Below are 22,236 nucleotides of genomic sequence, written 5' to 3' on the forward strand. Positions count from 1 at the left end.
ATCTATATTTAATTAGACATACCATTTTTATATTCTCCCATAATTAACATATGATGAAGAAGTGAGATTTTTTTTATATTTTTTTTCATTTTTTCATAATTATTTATGTTATTAAATATAATATCTATATAAAATGAATATTCCCATGGACTGTGTACAATTGGTATTGATTGTATTTTTGTCATATTTATTTTAAAATTTGATATTAAACTTAATATTTTAGATAAACTACCTGTGGTATGTGAAATATTTAATCTTAATGATGCTTTATTAAAATAATTATTATTATAAATATGATGTTTATTTTTAATTATAAAAAATCTTGTAAAATTATTATTTATAGTTTGAATATTATCATATAATATTTCTAATCCATATTCATTTGAAGCTTCTTTTGAAGCAATTGCTGCTATTTTTTTTTTTTTATTTTTAGATATATATTCTGCAGCAGAAGCTGTATCTGAATACTCAGATATTTTTATATGTGGATATGTATCTATAAATAATTCACATTGTAGAAAAGCCATAGGATGAGATATAATCTCTTTTATATCTTCTATTTTTTGTCCTGGATATGCTATTAAATAATGTTTTATGGGCATAAAAATTTCTCCTATAATTTTTAATCTATACTCAGATAGAAGATTATAATTGGTTAATATGGTCCCAGCTATAGTATTTTCTATTGCCATAACTCCAAAATCTACATCTGATTTTGCTACATAAGATGCCAATTCTCTAAAAGAATAACATTCCATTAATTGATAATCATTATTTTCAAAATATTTAGAAGCAGCAGCATGATGAAAACAACCTTTTATCCCTTGTATCGCTATTACATTCATATAAATACTTTAAATCAATATAAATTTTTTTCTAAATGTATTGTATATTGAATTATATTTTTATGATGATAAGATTTCAAAATCTAATAAAAATTCGTGTTTTCTATGTAAACGAATATTTGCTTGATATTTTCCAACTGATTTTATAACTTTATTACCAACAATTTTTATATATTGTTTTTTTATATCCATTCCTTTTTTACTAATAAATTCTGATATATTTTGATTATTAATAGATCCAAATATTTTTCCGTTTTTATTAACTTTTACATAAATTTTTATTATGATTTTTCCTAATTTTTTTTCTATATCTTTTGATTTTTCGATTAAGTATTTATCCTTTTTATTACGTTGTTTTAAAATTTCATTATTATTTTTTATGGAACTATATGATGCAAAAATAGCTAATCCTTTAGGAATTAAATAATTTCTTGCATATCCAGATTTTACATGAATTTCATCATATTGAAACCCTAAATTTTCTACATATTTTTTCAGTATAATTTTCATAAGATTATAATTTTTATTTTATCTTAAATCATCTGTAACAAAAGGTAATAAACCAATTTGTCTACATCTTTTAATAGCGGAATTTAATTTATTTTGATTTTTTTGTATAGTTCCTGTAATTCTACGTGGTAAAATTTTACCTTGCGCATTAAGAAATTTTATTAAAAAAATAGGATCCTTATAATCTATAAATTTGATACCTCTTTTATTAAAATAACAATATTTTTTTTCTACTTTAGTTTCTATTTTAATTGGAGATAAATATCGAATATTATTTTCTGATGATTTTTTTACTTCACTATCTTTTTCTTTACTTTCTTTACTTTCTTTACTTTCTTTACTTTCTTTACTTTCTTTACTTTCTTTACTTTCTTTACTTTCTTTACTTTCTTTACTTTCTTTACTTTCTTTACTTTCAGTTGTCATAATTTTTCATCTGTTTTAAATAATTTTTTTCTTCTTTTTTCTGCATATTCAACCCCATATTTATTTAATTTTATTGTTAAAAAACGTAAAATTCGTTCATCTTGTTTTAGTTTTAATTCAAAATTATAAATTAAACTAGGATCTAATACAAATTCTAATAAATGATAACATCCACTTTTTTTTTTATGAATAGAATAAGCTAATTTTTTTAATCCCCAATGTTCTTGATGAATGATTGTTCCTTTTTTTTTAATTAAATAATCTTGGTATTCTCTAGCAGTATTTTTTGCTTGATCATCAGATAATATTGGAGTAATTATCATAATAGATTCATAATGTTTTTTCAACATACATAAATTATTTTTTATTAATTATATACTTTTTATAAATTTTTTTATTCTTTTTATACTATGTCTTTTTCCTAACATTTCTAAAATTTTTAATAAATTAATTCCTTTAAGTTTACCAACAATAGCTAATCGTATTAATTGCATAGAAAATTTTTTTTCTTTTAATCCTTGAAATATACATTTTAATTGACTGAATGAGAATGGATCTATATTTAATTTATCTAATAGTATTTTTATATTTTCTACTATAGAATTTTTATCTTTTATTTCATATAAAAAATCTTTTTCATAATAATTAGGTTCTATAAAAAAATAATAAGTATGATTCCATATTTCATGAACAAAATTTACTCTATCAATTGTTAAGTTGATAACTTTCCACAAAAAATCATTACTATATGAAATAGAACGATTTTTTAATTTTTTTTCTAAAAATAAAAAAATTTTATTTTTATTTTTAATGATATATTGTTTATTAAACCATATTGCTTTTTTTTTATCAAAAAAAACACCAGATTTATTAATTTTTTTAATGGAAAAAAAATTAATTAATTCTTTTAAAGAAAAAATTTCTCTATTATTACCAGGATTCCATCCTAATAAAGCTAACATATTAATAAAAGCATCTGGAAAATATCCTAATTCTTTATACCCATTAATTTTTATATTAGTATTTGATTCTATCCATTGAATTGGAAATAATGGTGAATCTAAAGAAGAGATATTTCTTTTACTAATTTTTCCCTTTCCATTTCTATTTAAAATTAATGGTAAATGAGCAAAATTAGGAGGTGACCAACCAAAAGATTGATATATTAAAATGTGTAAAAACATAGAAGATATCCATTCTTCCCCCCTTAATACATGAGTAATTTTCATGATATGATCATCTACAGTATTAGCTAAATGATACGTAGCTGTTCCATTTGATTTTAATAATATTTTATCATCCAAATAATTTGTATTAAATTCTATACAACCACGAATCATATCATGTACTTTTAATGATAATCCAGGTGTTACTTTAAATCGTATTACATATGGAATCTTAGATTTTAATTTTTTAGTTAATTTTTCTTTTGTCATAGTTAATGAATTATTTAATGACATTCTAATTTTATGATCATAAGTAAAATTAACACCTAATTTTTCACATTCTTTTCTTTTTATTTTAATATCCTTATCCGTATCAAATGCATAATAAGCATATTTTTTTTTTAATAAAAAATCTAAATACAATCTATATATATGACCTCTTTTAGATTGTTGATATGGAGCATAAGGACCTCCATATCCAAATCCTTCATCAGGTTCTATTCCACACCATTTCAATGATTTTAAAATATACGATTCAGCATGAGATAAATAACGATCTTGATCTGTATCTTCAATCCTAAGAATAAATTTTCCATTATATTTTTTAGCTAATAAATAGTTATACAAGGCTGTCCTTATACCACCTAAATGTATTGGACCAGTAGGACTAGGAGCAAAACGAACTCTGATCATAAGTAGTAGAATTTAACATAATAGAATACAAAATTATTTTCCAATACAAAATTTAGAAAAAATATTATTTAATATATCATCATTTGTTATTTCTCCTGTTATTTCTTCTAAATATTTTAAAGAATTTTTTATATGCATTGATATTATTAAATATTCTGAAGGATTCTTATTAAAAATATCAAAAGATATTAAAATTTCTTCTAATGATTTTTTTAATGCTTCATAATGTCGTATTTGAGTAATAATAATTTTACTATTTTCTAATTTTTTAATAAAAATTCTACTTAAAGTATTAAGTATTTTTTTTATACCATTACAATTTTTTGCAGAAATTTCGAAAAAATATGACATATTTGATTTAAAATTTTGAATATCATAAAAATTTGATATATCAGATTTATTCGCTATTGTAAATATAATTTTTTTTGTATATTTCTTACTAAAGAAATAAATATTATTAAAAATTTTTTTTTGTTTTTCATCTTCTGATGAAATAGATGAATCAAAAACATATAGTATTACTTGAGAGTCTTCAATTTTTTCTATTGTTTTATTAATTCCCATAATTTCTATCGAATTGTTAGATTTTCGTAAACCAGCTGTATCAATAAAACGAAAAAGAATTCCATCTAAAATTATTGTCCCTTCTATACAATCTCTAGTTGTTCCTTGTACAGGAGAAACTATTGATCTACTTTCTTTAATAATTTGATTAAATAAAGTAGATTTACCTACATTAGTATCTCCAATAATTACTACATTAATACCATTTTTAATAGAATTTCCTAATGAAAAAGATTCAACAATATACTGTAATTTTTTTTTTATATTTTTTAAATCATACATCATACAATTATTATTGTAAGATATTAAATGTTCCTCAGAAAAATCCAATTCTAATTCTAATATCGAAATAAAATCTATTAACTTTTTTTTTATATTTTTTATTTCTTTAGATAAATGACCTTTAATATGTTGAATATTTATATCATTACATGACTCATTTTCTGAAGAAATTAATTCTGAAATAGCTTCAGCTTGTGTTAAATCTAATTTTTTATTTAAAAATGCACGTAATGTAAATTCTCCAGAACGAGCTAATCTCATTCCTTTATTTATTAATAGTTTTATTATATTTTTTTGTATATAACTAGATCCATGACACGATATTTCAATCATATTTTCACCAGTATAAGAAAAAGGTGATTTAAATATAGAAACTAATACTTGATCAAATACTTTACCTTTAGTATTAAATGATTTATCTTTAATAAAACCTAAATGAATTGTATGTGTAGATTGTTTTAATAATTTTTTTCCATTTTTTATTGAACTGAAAACACTATCAACAATAGATATAGAATTTTTTCCAGAAATTCTAATAATAGAAATTGCACTGGGACCATAAGGGGTTGCTGAAGCAATAATTGTATCGTTTTCTTTTAAAAACATAAATTCATTTTTTTATCTTAAAGTAAAAAAAATTTTTAGTAATCATGACTTATATATCTATTTATAATTTTTATCATATTTTTCATAAAAATTTAAAAAATTTATATAAAAACAAAAAGGAATTAGATAATATATTTTTCTTATTAACTACTCATGTTCTAAAATGTGATAAAACAACTATTTTATTAAAATTAATTAATAAAGAACTAATTAATTTTTTTTTTATAAAAAATTAATTAGAAAAATTTTTAAATTAAAAGAAAATTTACCTATTCAATATGTTATAGGAAATTCCATTTTTTTTGGAATGAAATTTATAGTTAATAAAAAAATTTTTATTCCGAGACCAGAAACTGAAGAACTTGTGAATTGGATTATTAAAAATCATTTTCATCAAAAAAATTTACAAATTTTTGATTTAGGAACAGGGAGTGGATGTATTGGCATTACATTAAAAAAAAAACTATATAAAACAGACAAAATATATGCTATAGATTATTCTGATTATATTATTAATATTGCCAATAAAAATTCTATATTAAATCATGTAGATATCTCTTTCATGAAAATAAATATACTAAATAATATAAATTCTATTTCAAAATCTATTATAAATAGAAGTACAATCAATATTGTAGTGAGTAATCCTCCTTATGTAAAAAAATCTCATAAAAAATTATTACATAACATAATTCATCATGAACCACATCATGCTATATTTGTTTCAGATAAAGATCCTATAATTTTTTATAAAAAAATTTCTTTATGGATAAAAGAAAAATTTGATGGTATTGTTTATGTTTATTTCGAAATAAATTCACTCTATTATATAAAAATATCATCATTTTTAAAAAAAATAGGTTTTTTAGACATAAAAATAAAAAAAGATTTTCAAGGTTCATCAAGAATGATTTTTTCAAAATATATTAATAGTTAAGATTATGAATAATAAAAAGACTATAATAAAAAAAATATATAAATTGAGAAAACAATTGTTAGAATTTAATCATAAATATTATAATTTAGGTTATTCAGAGGTTTCTGATTCATTTTTTGATAAAAAATTAGAAGAATTAATTTTTTTAGAAAAAAAATATCCCGAATTATATGATTCAAATTCTCCTACTTTACAAATAGGTCATTCTCCTAATGAAGATTTTAAATCTTATAGATATAAGATGTATTCTATTCAAAATGTATATTCTAAATATGATTTAATAAGATGGAACAAAAAAATAAAAAAATTGTTAAATAATTATTCTTTTATTTGTGAATTAAAATATGATGGAATATCTATTAATTTAATTTATGAAAAAGGTATTTTTAAACACGCAATAACTCGTGGAAATGGAACAAAAGGAAAAAATGTTACAAAAAATGTTAAAAACAATATTAAATCTATTCCTTTAAAATTAAAAGGAGATAATATTCCACCTTATTTAGAAATAAGAGGAGAAATTTTTATAAAAAAAGATAATTTTATCAAAATTAATACTATTCGTATAAAAAATAAAAAAAATATTTATTTGAATTTAAGAAATTCAGTAAGTGGAATTATTCTTGGAAATAAAGAAAATATGTATAATATTAATTTATCATTCATTGCATTTCATCTTATTGGAAAAAAATTTTCTACTCAATATGAATCTTTATACCAAATGAATATTTGGGGGTTTAAAACTAAATATTATAATACACGGATATATAATGATTTAAATGGAGTATTTCAATTTATAAAATATTGGGAAAAAATTAAAAATAAATTATCGTATCAAATAGATGGAATTGTCATTAAAATAAATGAATATGAAAAACAATTAGTTATAGGGACTACTAAAAAATATCCAAAATGGGCTGTAGCTTTTAAATTTAAACAAAACACATTAGAAACAAAATTAATTAATGTAAATTATCAAATAGGACGAACAGGAGTTATTACGCCTGTAGCTCAAATAAAACCTATTTTTATATCCGGTACTACTATAAAAAAAGTTACATTATATAACAATGAATTTATTAAAAAAAATGATCTCCATTATGGAGATAGTATTATTATAGAAAAAGGTGGAGATATTATTCCAAAACTAATAAAAATCAACAAAAAAAAAAGATTAAATATCAATACCCCAATTTTTTTTTCAAAAATATGTCCATCATGTCACAATATTTTAACAAAACAAAATAATTTATATTATTGTAATAATAATGATTGTTCATCAAAAAGAATTATGAAATTAATTCATTTTTCAAGTGAAAACGGAATGAATATAAAAAAACTAGGAGCAAATACTATAAAAAAACTTTATAAATTAGGAATTTTATATTACTTGCATGATTTTTTCTTATTAAAAATAAATGATTTAATTAAGATAAATAGGATAAAAAAAAAATTATCTAGTGATATCATTAATAATATAAATAATTCAAAAAAAAAATCATATCACAGAGTATTATATGCTTTAGGAATTCGTCATGTTGGAGAAGATATATCAAAAAAATTATCAGATAATTTTTATAATATCAATAATTTAATGAATGCGACTTACAAAAAGTTAATATCAATAAGTGGAATAGGAAAAAAAATAACAAAAAGTATTATAAATTATTTTTCTGATCAAGAAAATAAATATGTAATTAAAATGCTAATCCAATGTGGATTAAATTTTTCAAATAAAAAAAATTATATGAATTCATTCATTAGAAATAAATCATTTGTTTTTACAGGTAAATTATTTGATATGACTCGTATAGAAGCAAAAAATATTATAGAAAATTCAGGAGGAAAAGTATATAATACTATTAATAATAAAGTAGATTTTCTTGTAGTTGGTAAAAATTATGGATCAAAATTAAAAAAAAGTATTAATAAAAATTTTATAAAAATATTAACAGAGGACTATTTTAAATCAATATTAAAAAAAGAAGGATTAATTTAAATTTTAAAAAAATTATGTAAATAATATAATAACTAAAAAAATGATTTTTTTTTTCATAATAGAAAACAGTATATTGTAATTTATATATATTGAAACAATCATTACCATATTGCATCATTATTTAAGTAAGTATGAAATCTATTTTTTTATGTTACTAAAAAATATATTTACCGAATCTGGATTCGAATCTGAAACGGAATTTATTCCATTAATGAGTCAAGATGAAGAAGATCAACTTGTTAAAGGAGATGTTCCAAAACAATTATGTATCTTAACAGTAAGAAATATGGTTTTATATTCCGGTATTGTTTTTCCAATCATAGCAGGAAAAAGTGGATCCATACAATTATTACAAGATGCTTATGAATTGGATAAAACTGTGGGGGTATTAACTCAAAAAAATTCTGGGGTAGAAAATATTAGTGAAAAAGATTTATACTCAATTGGAACAGTAGCTAAAATCTTGAAACTATTAAAAATGCCTGATGGAAATACAACTGTTATTTTACAAGGAAAAAAAAGATTTAAGGTTAATCGTTTTATTCAAAAAAATCCATATTTTAAAGCAGAAATTATTGCTTTAGAAGAGAAAAAACCTTCTTGTAAAGATAAAGAATATATAGCATTAGTAGAATCAATTAAAGAAATTGCAATAAAAATTATTCGAGATAATCCCAATCTTCCATCAGAAGCAAGTATTGCTATACGAAATATAGAAAGTCCATCTTTTTTAATAAATTTTGTAGCAGCTAACATGAATTTAGCAACTAAATATAAACAAAAATTATTGGAATATAATGATTTAAAAAAAAGAGCAATGGAAACTTTACGTTTCTTAAACATCGAACATCAACAAATTAAATTAAAAAATGATATACAATCACGTGTTAGAAACGATATGGATCAACAACAAAGAGAATATTTTTTACATCAGCAAATTAAAGCTATACAAGAAGAATTAGGAGACATTTCATACGAAAAAGAAATTGAGGATATGCGCATAAAAGCGTCTAAAAAAAAATGGCCTAAAGAAGCAAAAAAACAGTTTGATAGAGAACTTTTAAAAATGCAAAGAACTAGTCCTCAAATGCCTGAATATACTGTACAAAGAAATTACTTAGAGTTAATGATAGATTTACCTTGGAAAAAATACTCAAAAGATAGTTTTGATTTAGAATATGCACAAAAAATATTGAATCGATATCATTATGGTTTAGATAAAATAAAAGAACGTGTTGTAGAACATTTAGCTGTATTAAAATTAAGGGGGGATATGAAGTCTCCAATTTTATGTTTTTATGGTCCTCCAGGAGTTGGTAAAACTTCATTAGGAAAATCTATAGCTACTGCATTGAAAAGAAAATATGTACGTATTTCACTAGGAGGTTTACATGACGAATCAGAAATACGTGGACACAGGAGGACTTATATTGGTGCAATGCCAGGAAGATTACTACAATCTATACGAAAAGTTGGAACATCAAATCCTGTTTTCGTTATCGATGAAATCGATAAAATAAGTATAGGTGCAAATGGTGATCCTTCTTCCGCAATGTTAGAAGTTTTAGATCCAGAACAAAATACATATTTTTATGATAATTTTTTAGAGATAGGGTACGATTTATCAAAAGTATTATTCATTGCTACAGCAAATTCCTTAACTCATGTACAACCTGCTCTTATAGATAGAATGGAAATTCTAGAAATGAATGGATATACTGTAGAAGAAAAAATACAAATAGTAAAAAAACATATTTTATCTAAACAATTAAAAGAAAATGGATTAAAAAAATCTGATCTAATTCTAGGAAATAAACAAATAGAAAAAGTTATTGAAAGTTATACGAGAGAATCTGGGTTAAGAAATCTTGAAAAACATATAGCTAAATTAGCACGTTATGCGGCTAAGCATATTGCAATGAATAAAAAGTATATTAAACGTTTGAATATTGAAAATATAGAAAATATTTTAGGTATTCCTAGTGATCCAGATCGTTATGAAGGAAACAATGTACCAGGTGTTGTAACAGGATTAGCTTGGACTAGTTTTGGAGGGGATATTTTGTATATCGAATCTATTTTATCTAAAGGAAAAGGAAATTTAAGTATTACTGGTAATTTAGGTGAAGTTATGAAAGAATCTGCTACAATTGCGTTACAGTATATTAAATCTCATTATAAAGAATTTAATATAGATCCAATTATGTTTGAAGAAAAAAATGTACATGTACATGTACCTGAAGGAGCAGTACCTAAAGATGGACCTTCAGCAGGTATAACTATGTTAACATCTATGGTATCTTGTTATACAAGAAGAAAATTAAGACCAAATTTAGCAATGACTGGAGAAATTACTTTAAGAGGAAAAGTATTACCTGTAGGAGGTATTACAGAAAAAATTTTAGCTGCTAAAAGAGCCAATATAAAAGAAATTATTCTTTCACAAGAAAATAAAAAAGATGTAGAAGAAATTAAACCAGAACATTTAAAAGGATTAACTTTCGATTATGTAAAAAATATGAATGATGTTATTCATTTATCTTTATTATAAATTCATTAATGTTAATGTAAAATAACTAATATTTAGGTAAAGAATTATGATTCATAATAATGAATATTTAATAAAATTATCAGAAAAATACGGTACTCCACTATATATATATGATTCTTATAAAATTTATCAACAATATAAAAAAATGATAAATGCTTTCAAAGGTATAAATAATTTTATTATTAATTATGCATGTAAAGCAAATACAAATTTAAATATATTAAAATTTTTTAATACACTTGGAAGTGGATTAGACGCAGTTTCCATTCAAGAAATAGAAATAGGATTAATGGCAGGTTTTCCTCCTAAAAATATTATATATACTCCTAATTGTGTATCTATTCAAGAAATCATTAAAGCTGTTAAACTAGGAGTTAGAATAAATTTAGATAATTTATCTATATTAGAACAATTTGGGGAATACTTTCCAAAATATTCCGTGGGAATTAGAATAAATCCCCATATCATGGCAGGAGCTAATTTAAAAACCTCAGTTGGTCATATTGATTCTAAATTTGGGATATCTTTTTATCAAATTCCTCATGTAAAAAGAATATTAAAAAATACAGGAATAAAAATTGATGGACTTCATATGCATACTGGTTCTGACATATTAAATATTCAATCTTTTTTAGAAGGAGCAAAAATACTATTTAAAATAGCATTAGACTTTCCCAAGGTTAATTATATTGATTTAGGAAGTGGATTCAAAGTTTCGTATAAAAAAAAAGATGTAAAAACAGATATTTCAATGTTAAGTAATAAAATTACACATGAATTTAATAATTTATGTAAAAATTATAAAAATAACAATTGTATAACTTTAATTATTGAACCAGGAAAATTTTTAGTTAGTGAATCTGGATATTTCTTAGTTAGAGTTAATGTTATAAAACATACTACTTCCACTGTTTTTGCTGGAGTAGATTCAGGATTCAATCATTTTATACGTCCTATGTTTTATGACGCTTATCATCATATTGATAATATTTCTAATCCTAATGGATGTTCACGTTTTTATACTGTAGTAGGATATATTTGTGAATCAGATACATTTGGACTAAATAGAAAAATATCTGAAATTCATGAAGGTGATATTTTATGCATAAAAAATGCAGGGGCTTATTGTTATTCTATGTCTTCTAATTATAATTCTCGTTATAGACCATCTGAAGTAATGATATTAAATGGAAAAGATTTTTTAATAAGAAAAAGAGAAACAATGAAAGATTTAATTAAAAACATTATTGAAATTCCAATATAAGTATAGTAGGAGAGATGGCAGAGTGGTTAATTGCGACGGTCTTGAAAACCGTTGAGGAGTATTACCTCCGGGGGTTCGAATCCCTCTCTCTCCGTTTTTATTATTTTTTAAATTTTATTTAATTTTTTTAATTGGATTTCAATATTTTCATTTGTTATTTTTTTAAAAAGAAATTTTTCATCTCCTAAATCTCCTAAAATATGTCCAGGAAATAATATTTTATCTGTATTTTCAATTTGATTCCAAATCATAAGATTAGAACGAAGCATATCCAATAATTTTCTTGATGCGTGGGGGATAAATGGTTCTGATACTTGAGCTAACATAGCTACAATCTGTATAGATACATAAATAATAGTATTAACACGTATTTTATTATTTTGATTCCATGGTTCTTCATCTGTTAAATATTTATTTCCAATTCTAGCTAAATCCATGAAACATGTTATAGAATCTCTAAATTTATAATTTAAAATAAAATTACCTATTTTAGATGGATAATTTTTAATTTTTTTCAAAACATTTTTATCATTTTTAGATAAAACTCCAGGAAATGGAACAATTTTATTGTTATATTTTTTTACCAAAGTCATACATCTATTTACAAAATTTCCTAATATTGCTACGAGTTCTGTATTATTTCTTTTTTGAAAATCTTTCCAATAAAAATTACTATCTTTTTTTTCTGGCATGTTTGCAATTAACATATAACGTAAAGAATCTTGTTGATTTGGAAAATCATTTAAGTATTCATGAATCCATACCGCCCAATTTTTCGAAGTTGATATTTTTTTATTTTCTAAATTTAAAAATTCATTAGCAAGTACTTGATGTGGTAAAATATATTTATCATCACATGCTTTTAAAATAACCGGAAATATGATAGAATGAAATACAATATTATCTTTTCCAATAAATTGGATCAACTTAGTTTTCTTATTCTTCCAATAAGAAGTCCAGTCTATTTTTTTTTTATTAGACCATTCTATTGTAGAAGAGATGTAACCTATGGGAGCTTCAAACCATACATATAAAACTTTTTTTTTTCTATTAGGAACAGGTATCCCCCAATCTAAATCTCTAGTTATTGAACGAGGTTTTAATCCATTATTTAACCATGATTTTACTTGTCCATATACATTGATTTTCCAATTTTTTTTTTTTAAAATCCAATTTGTTATAAAATCTTGATATTCATTTAAAGGAATATACCAATGTTTAGTTTTTTTCAAACTAGGAGTAGCTCCACTAATAGTGGATATAGGATTTATTAATTCTTCAATAGATAACGAACTTCCACAAAATTCACATTGATCTCCATAAGCTTCTTTTTTACAAAAGGGACATATTCCAGATATATATCTATCTGCTAGATATTGTTTAAATTTGTTATCAAAATATTGATTAGAAATTTTTTCAAAAATTTTTTTTTTATCGTGAAGTCTATTAAAAAAATAAATAGAAGTTCTATAATGAATTTTACTAGAAGTTCTAGAATAGTTATCAAATTGTATTCCTAAATTAATAAAACAATTTTTTATCATATTATGATATTTATTTATAATTTCTTTAGGAGTTTTTTTTTCTTTTTTTGCCTGTATTGAAATAGGAACTCCATGTTCATCTGAACCAGATATAAAAATTACATCTTTTTCTTTTCTTCTAAGAAAACGGACAAAAATATCCGCTGGTAAATAAACTCCAGATAAATGACCGATATGAATTGGTCCATTTGCATATGGTAACGCAGCAGTTACTATATATTTATTGTATTTTTTCATACTATACGAAAAATTAATAACTAATATAAATAATGAATAATAAAAAAGAATTATTTTTAATAGATGCATTTCCTATTATATATCAAAGCTATTATGCTTATATAAAAAATCCACTTTTTACATCATTTGGTCTTAATACCTCACCTATTGTTAACTTTACTAAGTTTTTAATAAATCTATTAAACATAGAAAACCCAAGTTATATGGGTGTTGTTTTTGATGGAAATAAAAAAAAAAATTTTAGAAAAAAAAAATATAACGAATATAAAAAAAATAGAAAAAAAACACCAGTAGAAATTATTTTATCTATTCCATATATAATTCAAATTTTAAAATCATTTCAAATATTATCTATTCATTCTGATCATGGATATGAAGCTGATGATGTTATTGGGACTATTGCTAGTCAAGCAGAAAATTGTGGATATACTGTTTATATTATTTCTTTGGATAAAGATTTTTTACAGTTAATAACAAAAAATATTAAAGTATATATACCTCCTTTTAGAGGAAAAAAAAAGAAAATATTAAAAATAAATGATGTAATAAAAAAATTTAATGTAGAATCTCCAAAACAATTAATAGATTTATGGGCTATGATGGGGGATCCTACTGATGGTATACCAGGATTACCTGGAATAGGAGAAAAAAATGCAAAAAAATTTATAAAAAAATACGGAACTATTGAAAAATTATTTAATTCAATAAAAAATTTTAATAAAAATATTAAAAAAAAAATTGAAATAAATAAAGATATAGGTCTTTTGTCTAAACAATTAGTAACAATAGTAACTAATATACCAAATATTAAATTTAATGAAAATGAATTTTTTATAAAAGATCCTAATTTTGATTCTATTAAAAATATTTTTAATAAATTGGAATTTTTTTCTTTATTAAAAAAAGCTTATAAATACTATAAAAAAAAATAAAAGTTTTAACGATATATATTATATTTTATAATATAGTTCCATACTCTTGGATCAAGTAACGATCTAACATTTTTTCCTATTTGTATTGAACTTCGAATAAAAGATGAGGATATATCAATAATAGGAGCGTTTTTTAAAAAAATAATTTTCTTTATATTATGAAATATAGGAATATCAAATTTCCCCAATCTAGGATAAACAATGATTTCATTTTCACTCAAAATTAATTGATAATCTTTCCATTTTATTAAAGAAGAAAGAATATCTTTACCAATTAAAAAATAAAATTTTTTAGTAGGATACATCATTTTAATTCGATTTAGAGTATGAATAGTATAAGAAGGATAAAATCCAGATTCAATATCAAAAACATACATTCTTTTAAAATTTTTTATTGCCATTTTTACCATAAATTCTCTTATGTTATAATCGATAAGATTATATTTTAAAGGATTTTTAGGAGATACAATAAACCAAATGTGATTAATATTTTTTACAAATTCTAATACATAATTAGCGATAATTATGTGTCCTATATGAATTGGATTAAATGAACCAAAATATAATACTATTTTCATATAAAAAATAAATTATTACAGTATTATTACTCATACGATTAATGAATAAAATCATACATAATTATGATATATTTTATTTCTTTACAAAAGAAACCAATAAACAAACTTTCATAATTAAAACATGAAAAAAAATAAGAAAATAAAAAGTATCATATTTGGATTTATTTTATTAGGAATTAGTACTTTTTTAATGATTAGTTTTTTTTCATTTATTTTTCAATTTACAAAAAATCATAAATTAAATATTCCATTTAAAAGAGAAATAACAACAAAAAATTTAGTAGGAAAAATAGGTTATATGATATCTTATTATTTAATATATTGTGGAATCGGGATTAATGCTATATTCATTCCAATATTATCATTTATAATGGGAATACGATTATTATTAATAAAAAAAATAATAAATAACAATTTTTATAAAAGAATAATATATAATTGTTTTTTTTTTATCGTGTGGATATCTGTATCTTATTATTTAATTTTTCCAAAAAAAATAGGAATATTTAATGGATCTTTAGGGTTAAAGATAGGAAATATATTTATATATTTTTTTGGTAAAATTGGAAGTTTTATAATTATTTTTATTATTACAATAATTTATATATTAATAATTTATTCAAATATAAAAAAAAAATATAAAAATAATTTCAAAGAAAAACAAATTTATTATTATTTAACAAATAATTTTATTAAAATAATTAGAAAAATCGTTATTTTTTTTGTAAAAAAATCTGATAATGTAGATAATGGTAAAAAAATATATTATCCTATAATAGGATCTAATCATATTATCAATCTTAAACCAGATAATATGAAAAATATTATAGAATCTAATAAAAAAAAAATAAATGAAATATTTGATTATTATCAAATAAAAATTTTAAAAATAAACGCAACTGTAGGTCCATCAATTACTCTATATGAAATAATTCCTCATATAGGTGTTCGTGTATCTAAAATAAAAAATTTAGAAAAAGAAATTGCACTAAATTTATCTGCTAAATCTATACGTATGATTATTCCTATTCCTGGAAAAGGATCTATAGGAATAGAAATTCCTAATCATAAACGTTATTTTATTCACATGAATGAAATTCTTTTTTCAAAAGAAAGTAAAGAAAAAAGTTTTAATAAAGAATTGCCTATTTTATTAGGTAAAACAATTTTTAACGAAGTTTTTATAGTAGATTTAACAGAAATGCCTCATTTATTAATAGCTGGATCTACTGGTCAAGGTAAATCCGTAGAATTAAACGTTATAATAATTTTCTTATTACATAGGAAAAATCCAGATGATATTAAATTTATTTTAATTGATCCAAAAAAAGTAGAATTATCTATATACAAAAAAATATCAAATTGTTATTTTGCAACAATACCAAATTGTGTAGAAAACGGAATCATTACAAATTTACAGGAAGTACATAATATATTAAATTCTCTATGTAAAGAAATGGATAAAAGATATTCTATTCTAGAAAAATATCAAGTTAGAAATATTAAGGAATATAATGAAAAAAAATGTAAATATTCAAAAAAATTACACCTACCTTATATAATATTGATCATAGATGAATTCGCAGACTTGTGTCTATCTTCTAATTATAAAAAAAAATCAATTGAAAAATATATAATTCGTTTAGCACAACTTGCCAGAGCAGTAGGTATTCATTTAATCATTGCAACACAACGTCCATCTGTAGATGTTATTAATGGATTAATAAAATCTAATTTTTCTTCAAGAATTGCGTTTAAAGTAAGTTCTAAAATAGACTCAAGAACTATATTGGATTGTTCAGGAGCAGAAAAATTGATAGGAAATGGAGATTTATTATTCTATAATAAAAATGAAACCATACGATTACAGTGTCCTTTTATAGATTTATCAGATATTAAAAAAATTGTTAACTATTATGGAAATAAATTCCGTAAAAAAAGTAAATATTTTTTACCATATCCGGAAAATATGGAATAATACCAAAATTTTAAAAAAATTAGATTTATATATAATTTATTCATTTATCATTCCATTTTTTGGAATATTTTTTTTAACATTTATTATATTTATAGTCCAATTCTTTTGGAGTCAAATCAATGAATTATCTGATAAAGATATTAATATACTTATAATAATAAAATTTATATTTTATTTTGGTGTATGTACTGTTCCATTAATTACCATAATTTCTATATTACTTACCTCTATTATAACATTTGGAGAATTATCGGAAAATAGAGAATTAATCATAATTAAATCTTCAGGTATTTCATTATTTAGAACAATGTTACCAATATTTTTTATCACGATGATATTATCCATTGGATTATACTTATTTTCTGATTTTATTATAACAAAAGCAGAAATAAAAATAAAAGAATTAGGATATAAAATTATATATACTTACCCCTCCTTAAAATTAAAAGAAAGGGTTTTTAATACAATTGGAGGAAATTTTTTTATTAATATAGAAAAAAAATTAAATAATAATTATTTTTATAAGGTTGTAATATTTTTTTATGATGATTATTCAAATGTAAATACTATTCATTCTAATAAATGTAATATCATTTCGGATAATGAAAATAAATTCATCCAATTAAAATTAATTAATGGATTTCTTTATAAAGAAAGTAATTTCAATGATCAAGAACATATACCAAATTATTATATCATCCGTTTTAACACTTTAATAAAAAATTTTAAACTTCCTTCTTCTTCTTTTGAAGAAATTAAAAATATAAATGATAATGATTATCAACATGAACAAACAATAGAATTAATAAAAAAAATTAAATCTTTAAATAAAAAAAAACATCATAACATGAATAGTATTCATGCCAATGCTATTCGTAAGAAGATCAATAAAATGAAATTAGAAATACATAGAAAGTTAACATTTCCAATAACATGTATTATTATGTTTTTCATAGGAGCATCATTAGGTGCTTTAGTTAAAAAGGGAGGAATAGGATATCCAACTATAATTGCTTTAACTATATTTAGTTTATATTATATTATATTAACCATTATTCAAAATAAAGTAGAAAAAGAAGAAATAATTCCTTGGATTGGAATATGGATCCCAAATTTTATTTTATTATTATTTGGTATATATATTACTCATAGATCTATGATAAATGATTCTTAGTATTAATTATTTTTAGGATATAATGAAAAAATTATGATATTTTTTAGTATTAAAAAAAATTTGATAAAATTTAAAATTCAATAAATGAAATTAAAAATGGAATAATTATCATTAGTACTTGATAATAAAAACCGTTAAAATGAAGGAAATTTTATAGTTTTATATGAAAAAAATAACCTATAAAATTTTAAATTTTCTCATTACTTATGGAATAGGACTTCTTTGTATATTCCTATAAAAATGTAATCAATTATAACTAGACATGATGGTTAAAAATAATACAGATACAAAAAACTGCTTTTACAATTTCTATATAATAGGAAACGGGGATTATTACAGGTATATCTTTTTACGATATAACTAAGACAATATTTGCACTTATAAATGAAATAAATCCTAATTAATTTAGGAAACTAGGTCATATATTATCATACAGGGGCTAATAAAATGAGAAAGGTCAAGCGTCAATTTAAATAACAAAAATAGCTGGATGTAATCTAGGGAAGGTTTAGTATAAATATTAAATAAAAATGGTTCAATGGCTAGGTTACCACAATTAATGTTTTTATCAAAAAAATTTCAAATAATATCAGTAGAAAAAATTTAATTATATACAAAAAAAATATCAAAATAAATGCGGTCTGGACGGGATTCGAACCCGCGACCCCATGCGTGACAGGCATGTATTCTAACCAACTGAACTACCAGACCAAATATTTTTACTTATTTTTAAATTAACTTATTTAACTTTTCTCTAATATCCTCTTTTGTTGCTACACCAATATGCATATCCTTTTTTTTTCCATCTTTAAAAAAAATCATTGTAGGTATACTTCGTATTTTATATCTATCAGAATATTTCGGATTATCATCTACATTTAATTTGAAAAATAGCGCTTTCTTTTTATATTCATTTGTATATATCTCTTCTAATAAGATCGAAAGAGATTTACATGGAGCACACCAAGGAGCCCAAAAATCTACTAAAATAGGTTTATTTGATTTAGACAAAATTACCAATTGATTGAAATTTGTATCGTTAATTTCTTGTAACATAATTAATATACTTTTTTTTAATAAAAAAAAAGAACAAGACAAATTTACCTTATTTTAATATATTTTACAATAAACTTATTAAAAGTAAAAATCTTTTAATAAACTAATATAAATATCTATCCCATCCATTATTTCTTTCAATAAGATATATTCATTGGATGTATGAGAACGAGAACTATCTCCAACTCCCATTTTAATAGTTGAAAAAGGCATTAGACTCTGATCAGAAAGTGTAGGAGATCCATAAGTTTTAATTCCAATTGACTCAGCCTTTAATACAATAGGATGATTTGGGTCTATGAAAGATGAATTTAAATTAAAAGAACGAGGATGAATCTTAGAATAAATTTTTTTTTTCATAATATTAATTAATTCTTTATTATTATATAATTCATTAGTTCTTATATCTATAACAAATGTACATATATCTGGTATTACGTTATGCTGAAATCCACCATATATTTGTGTTACATTTAAAGTAGTTTTCCCTAATAATTTAGAAGTTTTATCAAAACTAAAATTTTTCAAAAATTCTATATCTTTGGTGGCTATATAAATAGCATTTATACCATTATTCCGGGCAGAATGTCCAGTTTTTCCTTCAGCAATACAGTCTAAAATTAATAATCCTTTTTCTGCAATAGCTACTTGCATTTTTGTTGGTTCTCCTACAATTCCTAAATCCAATTTTCCTAATTCAGGTAGAATAGATATTATTCCTGAATGTCCAGAAATTTCTTCCTCTGCTGTAATAGATAATATTAATTTATATGGTAATTCTGACAATTTACTTAAATAAATAAAAGCAGTAATCATGGATACTATAGATCCTCCAGCATCATTACTACCTAATCCTATAATTTTATCACCTTTAATTTTTGATTTAAAAGGATTATTTTTCCAATTTTTTCCTGGTTTTACTGTATCATGATGAGAATTTAATAAAATAGTTCGTAATATTCTATTTCTAGAAAAATTAATATTTTCAGTCCATATATTGTTTAATTTTCTATTAACAATAAATCCATGATTACGTAAATAATTTTCTATAATAACAGAAACTCGATATTCTTCTTTAGATATAGAAGGTGTATCGATGATACTAATAAGTAGTTTTATTGCTTCTTTTTTTAATTTTATTAAATTTGTATTCAAATTTTTTACATACATAACATAGTTTTTTCATTTGAATCAATTAAATCATTAGGTAATCCTATACTTACTTTAGATATTCCATTTTTTAATGCAAAAAAACCATTTTCTAATTTTGGAATCATACCATTAGATATAATATGATTTTTCTTCATATCTTGAAATAAAGAAAAATTGATCTTACTGAAATAAGATTTAGGATCTTTTATATTTTTTAATACACCTTTTTTATCAAAACAAAAATGTAAATCTACATCACAATTATCATTAGATAATGATACAGAAATGTTAGAAGCAATTGAATCTGCATTTGTGTTTAAAAGGTTTCCTTTTCCATCATGGGTTATAGAACACAATACAGGAGTAATATGATTTTTTAATAAAAGCTTTATAAAAGTTGTATTAACATCATTTTTTTTTATTATATCTCCTACGTATCCATAATCTATAGGATTTTTTTTACGTATATGAGATTTTATGCAATTTCCATCTGCTCCACATAATCCTACTGCATTACAATTGTTATATTGTAATAACGATATTATATTTTTATTAATCATACCGGCATAAGTCATTACAACTACATTTAAAGTTTTTTTATCTGTTATTCTTCTTCCTTTTATCATTCTTTTTTGTATATTCATCATATTTAAAATAGAATCTACTTGTTCTCCACCTCCATGTATTAATATTTTATATCCATCTATCATACAAAAAAAATTTAATGAGGTATTAAGTAGTTTTATATCATTAATTAATCCACTTCCTATTTTCACTACATGAATTCTCATAAAGACTGTAATATTTTTAAAAATATTATTTGTGCAGCATAAATTCTATTTTCAGATTGTTCTAATACAATAGATAGTTCACTATCTAATACATCGTCTTTTACTACCATATTTCTTCTAACTGGTAAACAATGCATAAATTTAGCATTATTAGTTAATTTCATTTTTTCCATATTTACTATCCAATTGAAATCATTAATAATCACTTTTCCATAGTCTGAATAACTACTCCAATTTTTTGCATAAATAAAATCTGCGTTTTTAAATGCTTTTTTTTGATCAAATTCAATTTGAACATTTTTTGAATATTTTTTACATAATTCATATCCTTTTGGATGTGTAATAATAAAGTCAATTTCTTTTATTTTAGAAATCCATTGAACCAAAGAGTTAGCTACAGATTGAGGAAGAGATTTAATATGAGGTGCCCAACTAAGTACTACCTTACATTTTTTTTTAAAAAAAGAACTGTGTTCTGCAATAGTTATAATATCTGCTAAAGATTGTAAAGGATGTAAAGTCGCACTTTCTAAATTTACCACTGGAACTCTAGAATAGAGTAATATTTTTTTAAAAAATATTTCTTCATAATCATAATTCTTATCTAATAAATTAGGAAAAGTTCTTACTGCTAAGATATCACAATACAAACTCATAACAGATATAGCTTCTTTAATATGTTCTTGTGTATTTTTCATTATATTTCCATCGTTCATTTCAATTTTCCATGAATCATTGTTTATATCCAAAATCCATATATTACATCCTAAATGAAAAGCTGCTTTTTGACAACTAATTCTAGTACGTAATGATGGATTAAAAAAAACTAATCCAATCGTCTTATTTTTTCCAATAGTTTTAAAATAAAATGGATTTTTTTTTATAAAAATAGATTCATCAATGATTTTGTATATATCATCAACGTCTTTTATACTAAAGAATTTATTCATA

General features: G+C 22.1%; 20 protein-coding genes and 2 tRNA genes. 9 read left to right on the forward strand and 13 right to left on the reverse strand.

Features of this window, described 5'->3' with window-relative positions; genetic code table 11:
* Positions 1 to 8: 8 nt before the first annotated feature.
* The 6 genes from H0H33_RS01390 to mnmE all read right to left on the reverse strand — a co-directional run bounded on the left by H0H33_RS01390 (position 9) and on the right by mnmE (position 5,092).
* Complete coding sequence (locus H0H33_RS01390; protein ID WP_185878127.1) at positions 9 to 845, reverse strand: prephenate dehydratase; 837 nt, start codon at positions 843 to 845, stop codon at positions 9 to 11.
* Between the two features lie 60 nt (positions 846 to 905).
* Positions 906 to 1,355 carry a 50S ribosomal protein L9 gene (rplI, locus tag H0H33_RS01395; RefSeq protein WP_185878128.1) on the reverse strand — a complete coding sequence of 150 codons (450 nt, stop codon included), beginning with the start codon at positions 1,353 to 1,355 and terminating at the stop codon, positions 906 to 908.
* 18 nt (positions 1,356 to 1,373) lie between these two features.
* The gene (gene rpsR / locus H0H33_RS02905) at positions 1,374 to 1,625 is read right to left on the reverse strand and encodes a 30S ribosomal protein S18 (RefSeq protein WP_238785625.1); all 252 of its coding nucleotides are present in this window, start codon (positions 1,623 to 1,625) and stop codon (positions 1,374 to 1,376) included.
* A 152-nt stretch (positions 1,626 to 1,777) separates the two neighbouring features.
* A complete protein-coding gene (gene rpsF, locus H0H33_RS01405) occupies positions 1,778 to 2,128 on the reverse strand; it encodes a 30S ribosomal protein S6 (protein ID WP_185878153.1) in 351 nt (116 codons plus the stop codon).
* Between the two features lie 24 nt (positions 2,129 to 2,152).
* Positions 2,153 to 3,640, reverse strand: a complete 1,488-nt coding sequence (gene gltX / locus H0H33_RS01410; protein ID WP_185878130.1) for a glutamate--tRNA ligase — start codon at positions 3,638 to 3,640, stop codon at positions 2,153 to 2,155.
* 33 nt (positions 3,641 to 3,673) lie between these two features.
* Entirely contained in the window at positions 3,674 to 5,092 is a 1,419-nt protein-coding gene (gene mnmE, locus H0H33_RS01415; protein ID WP_185878131.1) for a tRNA uridine-5-carboxymethylaminomethyl(34) synthesis GTPase MnmE, read from the reverse strand.
* 44 nt (positions 5,093 to 5,136) lie between these two features.
* Here mnmE and H0H33_RS02910 point away from each other — a divergent pair, with 44 nt between their 5' ends.
* The 6 genes from H0H33_RS02910 (at position 5,137) to H0H33_RS01440 (ending at position 11,937) form a co-directional block, all read left to right on the forward strand.
* On the forward strand, positions 5,137 to 5,328 hold the full coding sequence (locus H0H33_RS02910) for a hypothetical protein (RefSeq protein WP_238785621.1): 192 nt from the start codon (positions 5,137 to 5,139) through the stop codon (positions 5,326 to 5,328).
* Positions 5,329 to 5,375: 47 nt separating this feature from the next.
* Positions 5,376 to 6,029: a HemK family protein methyltransferase gene (locus tag H0H33_RS01420; protein WP_238785626.1), complete on the forward strand. Its 654-nt coding sequence runs from the start codon at positions 5,376 to 5,378 to the stop codon at positions 6,027 to 6,029.
* Positions 6,030 to 6,033: 4 nt separating this feature from the next.
* Entirely contained in the window at positions 6,034 to 8,028 is a 1,995-nt protein-coding gene (gene ligA / locus H0H33_RS01425) for an NAD-dependent DNA ligase LigA (protein ID WP_185877661.1), read from the forward strand.
* Positions 8,029 to 8,176: 148 nt separating this feature from the next.
* Entirely contained in the window at positions 8,177 to 10,579 is a 2,403-nt protein-coding gene (gene lon, locus H0H33_RS01430; protein ID WP_185877662.1) for an endopeptidase La, read from the forward strand.
* A 46-nt stretch (positions 10,580 to 10,625) separates the two neighbouring features.
* Positions 10,626 to 11,843 carry a diaminopimelate decarboxylase gene (gene lysA, locus H0H33_RS01435; protein ID WP_185877663.1) on the forward strand — a complete coding sequence of 406 codons (1,218 nt, stop codon included), beginning with the start codon at positions 10,626 to 10,628 and terminating at the stop codon, positions 11,841 to 11,843.
* An 8-nt stretch (positions 11,844 to 11,851) separates the two neighbouring features.
* Positions 11,852 to 11,937, forward strand: a tRNA-Ser gene (locus tag H0H33_RS01440).
* Positions 11,938 to 11,950: 13 nt separating this feature from the next.
* Here the strand turns inward: H0H33_RS01440 and metG are convergent.
* Positions 11,951 to 13,624 carry a methionine--tRNA ligase gene (gene metG / locus H0H33_RS01445; RefSeq protein WP_185877664.1) on the reverse strand — a complete coding sequence of 558 codons (1,674 nt, stop codon included), beginning with the start codon at positions 13,622 to 13,624 and terminating at the stop codon, positions 11,951 to 11,953.
* A 32-nt stretch (positions 13,625 to 13,656) separates the two neighbouring features.
* Here metG and H0H33_RS01450 point away from each other — a divergent pair, with 32 nt between their 5' ends.
* On the forward strand, positions 13,657 to 14,556 hold the full coding sequence (locus tag H0H33_RS01450) for a 5'-3' exonuclease (protein ID WP_185877665.1): 900 nt from the start codon (positions 13,657 to 13,659) through the stop codon (positions 14,554 to 14,556).
* Between the two features lie 5 nt (positions 14,557 to 14,561).
* Here H0H33_RS01450 and nadD read toward each other — a convergent pair whose 3' ends face one another.
* Positions 14,562 to 15,134, reverse strand: a complete 573-nt coding sequence (gene nadD / locus H0H33_RS01455) for a nicotinate (nicotinamide) nucleotide adenylyltransferase (protein ID WP_185877666.1) — start codon at positions 15,132 to 15,134, stop codon at positions 14,562 to 14,564.
* Between the two features lie 121 nt (positions 15,135 to 15,255).
* Between nadD and H0H33_RS01460 the strand changes: the two genes are divergently transcribed.
* Together H0H33_RS01460 and H0H33_RS01465 are read left to right on the forward strand one after the other, a co-directional pair.
* The gene (locus tag H0H33_RS01460; protein WP_185877667.1) at positions 15,256 to 17,112 is read left to right on the forward strand and encodes a DNA translocase FtsK 4TM domain-containing protein; all 1,857 of its coding nucleotides are present in this window, start codon (positions 15,256 to 15,258) and stop codon (positions 17,110 to 17,112) included.
* Positions 17,051 to 18,286, forward strand: coding sequence for an LptF/LptG family permease (locus tag H0H33_RS01465; protein WP_185877668.1), 1,236 nt, complete (start codon positions 17,051 to 17,053; stop codon positions 18,284 to 18,286). The genes H0H33_RS01460 and H0H33_RS01465 overlap by 62 nt, the downstream gene beginning before the upstream one ends.
* Before the next feature lie 637 nt (positions 18,287 to 18,923).
* Here the strand turns inward: H0H33_RS01465 and H0H33_RS01470 are convergent.
* From H0H33_RS01470 to H0H33_RS01490, 5 genes are all read right to left on the reverse strand, one after another.
* Positions 18,924 to 18,997, reverse strand: a tRNA-Asp gene (locus H0H33_RS01470).
* An 18-nt stretch (positions 18,998 to 19,015) separates the two neighbouring features.
* Complete coding sequence (trxA, locus tag H0H33_RS01475; RefSeq protein ID WP_185877669.1) at positions 19,016 to 19,342, reverse strand: thioredoxin; 327 nt, start codon at positions 19,340 to 19,342, stop codon at positions 19,016 to 19,018.
* A gap of 78 nt (positions 19,343 to 19,420) precedes the next feature.
* On the reverse strand, positions 19,421 to 20,512 hold the full coding sequence (locus tag H0H33_RS01480) for a M20 family metallo-hydrolase (RefSeq protein WP_185877670.1): 1,092 nt from the start codon (positions 20,510 to 20,512) through the stop codon (positions 19,421 to 19,423).
* Positions 20,503 to 21,285 carry an acetylglutamate kinase gene (argB, locus tag H0H33_RS01485; RefSeq protein WP_185877671.1) on the reverse strand — a complete coding sequence of 261 codons (783 nt, stop codon included), beginning with the start codon at positions 21,283 to 21,285 and terminating at the stop codon, positions 20,503 to 20,505. Before argB ends, H0H33_RS01480 begins: the two co-directional genes overlap by 10 nt.
* A complete protein-coding gene (locus H0H33_RS01490) occupies positions 21,282 to 22,235 on the reverse strand; it encodes a Rossmann-fold NAD(P)-binding domain-containing protein (protein ID WP_185877672.1) in 954 nt (317 codons plus the stop codon). Before H0H33_RS01490 ends, argB begins: the two co-directional genes overlap by 4 nt.
* Position 22,236: the final 1 nt, after the last annotated feature.

Source organism: Blattabacterium cuenoti, from assembly GCF_014252415.1.
In the GTDB taxonomy this organism is placed as follows: Bacteria; Bacteroidota; Bacteroidia; order Flavobacteriales; family Blattabacteriaceae; genus Blattabacterium; species Blattabacterium cuenoti_Y.

Bases quoted from the DNA above. Each gene is read 5' to 3' on its own strand.
- argB (WP_185877671.1), bottom strand. From the start codon at position 21,285: ATGAGAATTCATGTAGTGAAAATAGGAAGTGGATTAATTAATGATATA.
- H0H33_RS01490 (WP_185877672.1), bottom strand. From the start codon at position 22,235: ATGAATAAATTCTTTAGTATAAAAGACGTTGATGATATATACAAAATC.
- mnmE (WP_185878131.1), bottom strand. From the start codon at position 5,092: ATGTTTTTAAAAGAAAACGATACAATTATTGCTTCAGCAACCCCTTAT.
- H0H33_RS01390 (WP_185878127.1), bottom strand. From the start codon at position 845: ATGAATGTAATAGCGATACAAGGGATAAAAGGTTGTTTTCATCATGCT.
- H0H33_RS01460 (WP_185877667.1), top strand. From the start codon at position 15,256: ATGAAAAAAAATAAGAAAATAAAAAGTATCATATTTGGATTTATTTTA.
- gltX (WP_185878130.1), bottom strand. From the start codon at position 3,640: ATGATCAGAGTTCGTTTTGCTCCTAGTCCTACTGGTCCAATACATTTA.
- lysA (WP_185877663.1), top strand. From the start codon at position 10,626: ATGATTCATAATAATGAATATTTAATAAAATTATCAGAAAAATACGGT.
- trxA (WP_185877669.1), bottom strand. From the start codon at position 19,342: ATGTTACAAGAAATTAACGATACAAATTTCAATCAATTGGTAATTTTG.
- metG (WP_185877664.1), bottom strand. From the start codon at position 13,624: ATGAAAAAATACAATAAATATATAGTAACTGCTGCGTTACCATATGCA.
- rplI (WP_185878128.1), bottom strand. From the start codon at position 1,355: ATGAAAATTATACTGAAAAAATATGTAGAAAATTTAGGGTTTCAATAT.
- H0H33_RS02910 (WP_238785621.1), top strand. From the start codon at position 5,137: ATGACTTATATATCTATTTATAATTTTTATCATATTTTTCATAAAAAT.
- ligA (WP_185877661.1), top strand. From the start codon at position 6,034: ATGAATAATAAAAAGACTATAATAAAAAAAATATATAAATTGAGAAAA.
- lon (WP_185877662.1), top strand. From the start codon at position 8,177: ATGTTACTAAAAAATATATTTACCGAATCTGGATTCGAATCTGAAACG.
- H0H33_RS01465 (WP_185877668.1), top strand. From the start codon at position 17,051: ATGGAAATAAATTCCGTAAAAAAAGTAAATATTTTTTACCATATCCGG.
- H0H33_RS01480 (WP_185877670.1), bottom strand. From the start codon at position 20,512: ATGTATGTAAAAAATTTGAATACAAATTTAATAAAATTAAAAAAAGAA.
- H0H33_RS01450 (WP_185877665.1), top strand. From the start codon at position 13,657: ATGAATAATAAAAAAGAATTATTTTTAATAGATGCATTTCCTATTATA.
- nadD (WP_185877666.1), bottom strand. From the start codon at position 15,134: ATGAAAATAGTATTATATTTTGGTTCATTTAATCCAATTCATATAGGA.